This window comes from Micromonospora sp. NPDC047730 (assembly GCF_043204765.1).
Taxonomy (GTDB): domain Bacteria; phylum Actinomycetota; class Actinomycetes; order Mycobacteriales; family Micromonosporaceae; genus Micromonospora.
Genome location: NZ_JBIDCU010000060.1, coordinates 1 through 4,550 on the forward strand (window position 1 = coordinate 1; position 4,550 = coordinate 4,550).

At 70.8% G+C, this 4,550-nt stretch carries 1 protein-coding gene; it reads left to right on the plus strand.

From position 1 onward, the window contains the following. Positions 1-12 precede the first annotated feature (12 nt). On the plus strand, positions 13-4,550 hold a 4,538-nt coding region (locus ACGF5G_RS35640), incomplete at its 3' end, for an SDR family NAD(P)-dependent oxidoreductase (protein WP_393271293.1).

Genomic DNA, 4,550 nt, shown 5'->3' on the forward strand with positions numbered 1-4,550 from the left:
GGTGTGCGGTTGTTGTCCGAGCCGGTGGAGCTGGTTTCTGACGGGCGGCCGTGGCGTGCCGCGGTTTCCTCCTTCGGTATCAGCGGCACGAATGCTCATGTGATCGTCGAGGCCCCGCCGGAACCACCGGCCCCGCTGACCCCGTCGGCCGGGTCGGAGTCGCCCGCCGCATCCGAGAAGCTCCTGACTCCGGTACTGGTGTCGGGCGGTACCAAGGCGGCCTTGCGGGAACAGGCGGGCCGACTCGCGGACTGGTTGGAGCGCGAGGGCCGGGATGTGCCGCTGCCCGATGTCGCCCGAACCTTGGCGTTGTCGCGGGCGGCCCTGGATCACCGCGCGGTCGTCGTCGGCGACGACCGGGAGTCCGTCGTCGCAGGTCTCCGCGCGGCCATGGGAGACAGCAAGGTCATCTCCGGGGCCGGCGGCGTCGTGCTGGTCTTTCCGGGCCAGGGCTGGCAGTGGGCCGGGATGGCCCGCGAGCTGCTCGCCGTGTCGCCGGTGTTCGCTGACCGCCTGACCGAATGCGACAAGGCCCTGGCGGCGCATGTCGACTGGTCCGTGACAGACGTGCTGCTCGGCGACGATGACGGATGGCTGTCCCGGGTGGACGTGGTCCAGCCAGTGCTATGGGCGACGATGGTCTCGCTCGGCGCGGTCTGGTTGTCGTGGGGCCTGCCGGTCATGGGCGTCGTCGGTCACTCTCAGGGCGAGGTCGCCGCCGCCTGTGTGGCAGGCGGACTCTCCCTTGCCGACGGCGCCCGTGTTGTGGTGGTGCGGTCCCGGCTGGTCAGGGAGCTTGCCGGCACCGGTGGGATGGCGTCTGTCGGTCTCAGCCGTTCCGACATCGAACCGCAACTGCCCGAAGGTGTGGAGGTTGCGGTTGTCAACAGCGGCTCCTCCACGGTGATCGCCGGTCCGGTCCCGGCACTGGAAACGCTCGTCGAATCCTGGACGGGACAGGGTGTGCGCGCCCGGCTGATCCCGGTCGACTATGCCTCCCACTCCGCTGCCGTTGACGCCGTCGGCGATCGGATCATCAGCGATCTCGACGGCCTCACCCCGCAGCCCTCGTCAATTCCGCTCGTCTCGACCGTGACCGGCGAGATCCTCGACACCGCCGGCATGGACGCGACCTACTGGCTGCGCAACCTGCGACAGACCGTGCGCTTCGACACCGCCATGCAGACCCAGATCGACCGGGGCGCCCGCGTCTTCGTCGAGGTCAGCGCCCACCCGGTCCTCGAACTCGCCATGGCCGAGCTCGTCGAGGCAGCCGCCGTCCCCGGCGTCGTCGTGCCCTCCCAACGCCGAGACCGCCCGCAATGGCAGGATCTGCTGTCTGCTGCCGGGCGGGTCTGGACCGCGGGCGTCACCGTCGACTGGGCCACCATCCTCGGCGCGGGGCAGACGCGTGCAGACCTCCCCACCTACGCCTTCCAGCACCGGCGGTTCTGGCTCACGCCCCCCACCACCGCGGGCGAGCACAACCTCGACCACCCCGTCCTGACCGGCATCACTCGCACAACCGAGGACGAGCCCACCGTCTTCACCGGGCGAGTCGACCGCCACACCCTGCCGTGGCTCGACGACCACGCCGTCAACCGCACCACCCTCATCCCCGGCACCGCTCTCGTGGAATGGCTGATCCGCACCGGCGACGAACTCGGCCACAACCGCATCGCCGAACTGACGATCCATACCCCGCTCACCCTCGAGGACCAGACCGGGAGGCACATCCACGTCGTCTGCCACCCCACCCCGGCCGGCGACCACACCGCGCGGCTCTACAGCCGCTCCGGCCCCACCGACTTGTGGACGGAGCACGCCGAAGCGGTCCTCAGCACAGCGGCCGACGGCGTACCGGCCGATGGTGGAGACTGGCCGCCGGCCGGGCCGCAACCGTTGCCGCTCGACAGTTTCTACGCCGACCTCGCGGCGGTCGGTTACGAGTACGGGCCGACCTTCCAGGGACTGCGCCAGGCGTGGCAGCGGGGCGACACCCTCTACGCCGAGATCACTCTGCCCACCGACGAACCGGACCGGCACGGTATCCACCCCGCGCTGCTCGACGCGGCCCTGCACCCGCTGCTGCTGGCCGACGACCACACGACCACGTCGTTGCGCGTGCCGTTCGGCTGGGCCGGCGTCCAGCTCTACGCGACCGGGGCGCGGTCAGCTCGGGTCACCGTGACCCGTACCGGACCGGACACGGCAACGGTGCGCCTAGCCGACGACGACGGCCGGGCCATCGCCCACATCGACGAACTTCGGCTGCGTGCGCTACCCGCCGGCGCGCTCTCCGGATCGGCGGCCGCGTCGCTGTCGGCCGTCACATGGGTGCCGGCGGCCACCACCGAGGACGACGCCGGCACCGTCGTGCTCGGCGACGGCTACGCCGACGTGCCCGCACTCGTCGAGGCGGTGCGGGCCGGGGCTTCGGTTCCCGCCACGATCACCTTCACAGCCGAGGTCGAGGACGCGGATCCGGCCGACGCCGTCACCGCGACGCTCACGGTGGTGCAACAGTTCATCGCGGCACCCGAGCTGAACGACGTACGCCTCCGGATCGTCACCAGCGGTGCGAACGTCGCGCCCGGCGGGCACACCGACATACGTGGCGTCACGAGCGCCGCCCTGTGGGGTCTCATCCGGGTCGCCCAGTCGGAGTTCCCCGGCCGGATCAACATCATCGACGTACCCGCCGGCGGCACCGTTCCCGCGCTCACCGAGGAGCAGGCGATCGTGCGCGCCGAGGGTGTCCTGGTGCCCCGCCTGACCACCGTGACTCCGGCGGCGGCCGAGGCGCCGTCCCTCGACAACGGTTGGGTCCTCGTCACGGGCGGCACCGGCGGCATCGCCGCCCTGCTCTCCGAGCATCTCGTTCGTGCGCACGGGGTGCGGAAGTTGCTGCTGGTGAGCCGTTCGGGGCCGGACGCGCCGGGCGCGGGGGAGCTGACGCAGCGGCTGGAGACGCTGGGCGCGACGGTACGGGTGGCCGCCTGCGACGTGGCTGATCGGACACAGCTGCAGGGCGTGCTCGACGGCATCGACCGGCTCGTCGGCGTCATCCATGCCGCCGGGGTGCTGGACGACGGTGTGCTGGAAGGATTGTCTGCCGAGCGGGTCGCGAACGTCCTGCGGGGCAAGCTCGGTGGTGCCCTGCTGTTGCACGAGTTGACGGCCGGCCGGGACCTGGCGCTGTTCGTCATGTTCTCGTCGATCGCGGGCGTGCTGGGCAATGCCGGCCAGGGCGCCTATGCGGCGGCGAACGCCGGCCTGGACGGGCTCGCCGTGCACCGGCGCGAATCCGGCCTGCCCGGCACGTCCGTGGCGTGGGGGTTGTGGGAGGCCGAGACCGGTATGACCCGCGGCCTGTCCCAGCGCGACCGCGGCCGCTTCGCCGGCCTCGCGATGCCGACCGGCGAGGCCCTCGCCCTGTTCGACGCCGCTCTCACGAGCACCGAACCCGTCGTCGTCGCCGCGCGTCTCGACCGCACCAGCCCGCATCCCCTGATCACCGGCCGCTCCGGGCGCCGCCCCGGCCGCCGGACCATCACCACGGCCACCGCGAAGGGACAGGTGAACGAGTTCGCCGGCCTGAGCCTGGCGCAACGGCAGCGCCGGTTGCGTGACCTGGTGCGTGCCCACGTTGCCGGCGTCCTTGGCCACGGCGGCCCCGAGGCGGTCGACCTGGACCGGCCGTTCAAGGAGGTCGGCTTCGACTCGTTGACCGCCGTCGACCTGCGCAACCGGCTCGCCGCCGCGGTGGGGAAGACCCTGCCCGCCACCGTGGTCTTCGATCACCCGACGCCCATCGCACTTGCTCGACACCTTGACGAGGTACTGGGCGGGGAACCCGTGGCGGCTCCGGTGCCCGTCGCCCCACCCGCCCATGTCACAGCGGCGGGGGACTCGCTCGCGATCGTGGGTATGGCGTGTCGTTTTCCGGGTGGGGTGGATTCGCCTGAGGATTTGTGGCGGGTGGTTGTCGAGGGCCGTGATGTCGTCGGGGACTTTCCGGCCGACCGTGGTTGGACGGTTGACGGCTCCTTCGCCCGGGTGGGTGGCTTTCTCGACGCCGCTGCACATTTCGACGCGGAGTTGTTCGGTATTTCGCCGCGTGAAGCCCTGGCGATGGATCCGCAGCAGCGGCTGCTTCTGGAGGTCTCCTGGGAAGCCCTGGAACGCGCCGGCATTGCGCCTGATTCTTTGCGGGGTTCCCCGACGGGTGTGTTCGTGGGCGTGATAGGCCAGGAATATGGTCCGCGGTTGGGTGAGGCCGGTGCTCAGGTGGAGGGTTATGGGTTGACCGGTGGTGCGGTGAGTGTGGCCTCGGGTCGTATCGCTTATGTGCTTGGCCTCGAAGGTCCGGCGATGTCGGTGGATACCGCCTGCTCCTCGTCCCTCGTCGCGCTTCATCTGGCGGGTCAGGCTCTGCGGGCGGGGGAGTGTGATCTGGCGTTGGTGGGTGGGGTGACGGTGATGGCGTCGCCGGGTTTGTTTGTGGAGTTTGATCGGCAGGGTGGGTTGGCGGGGGACGGTCGTTGTAA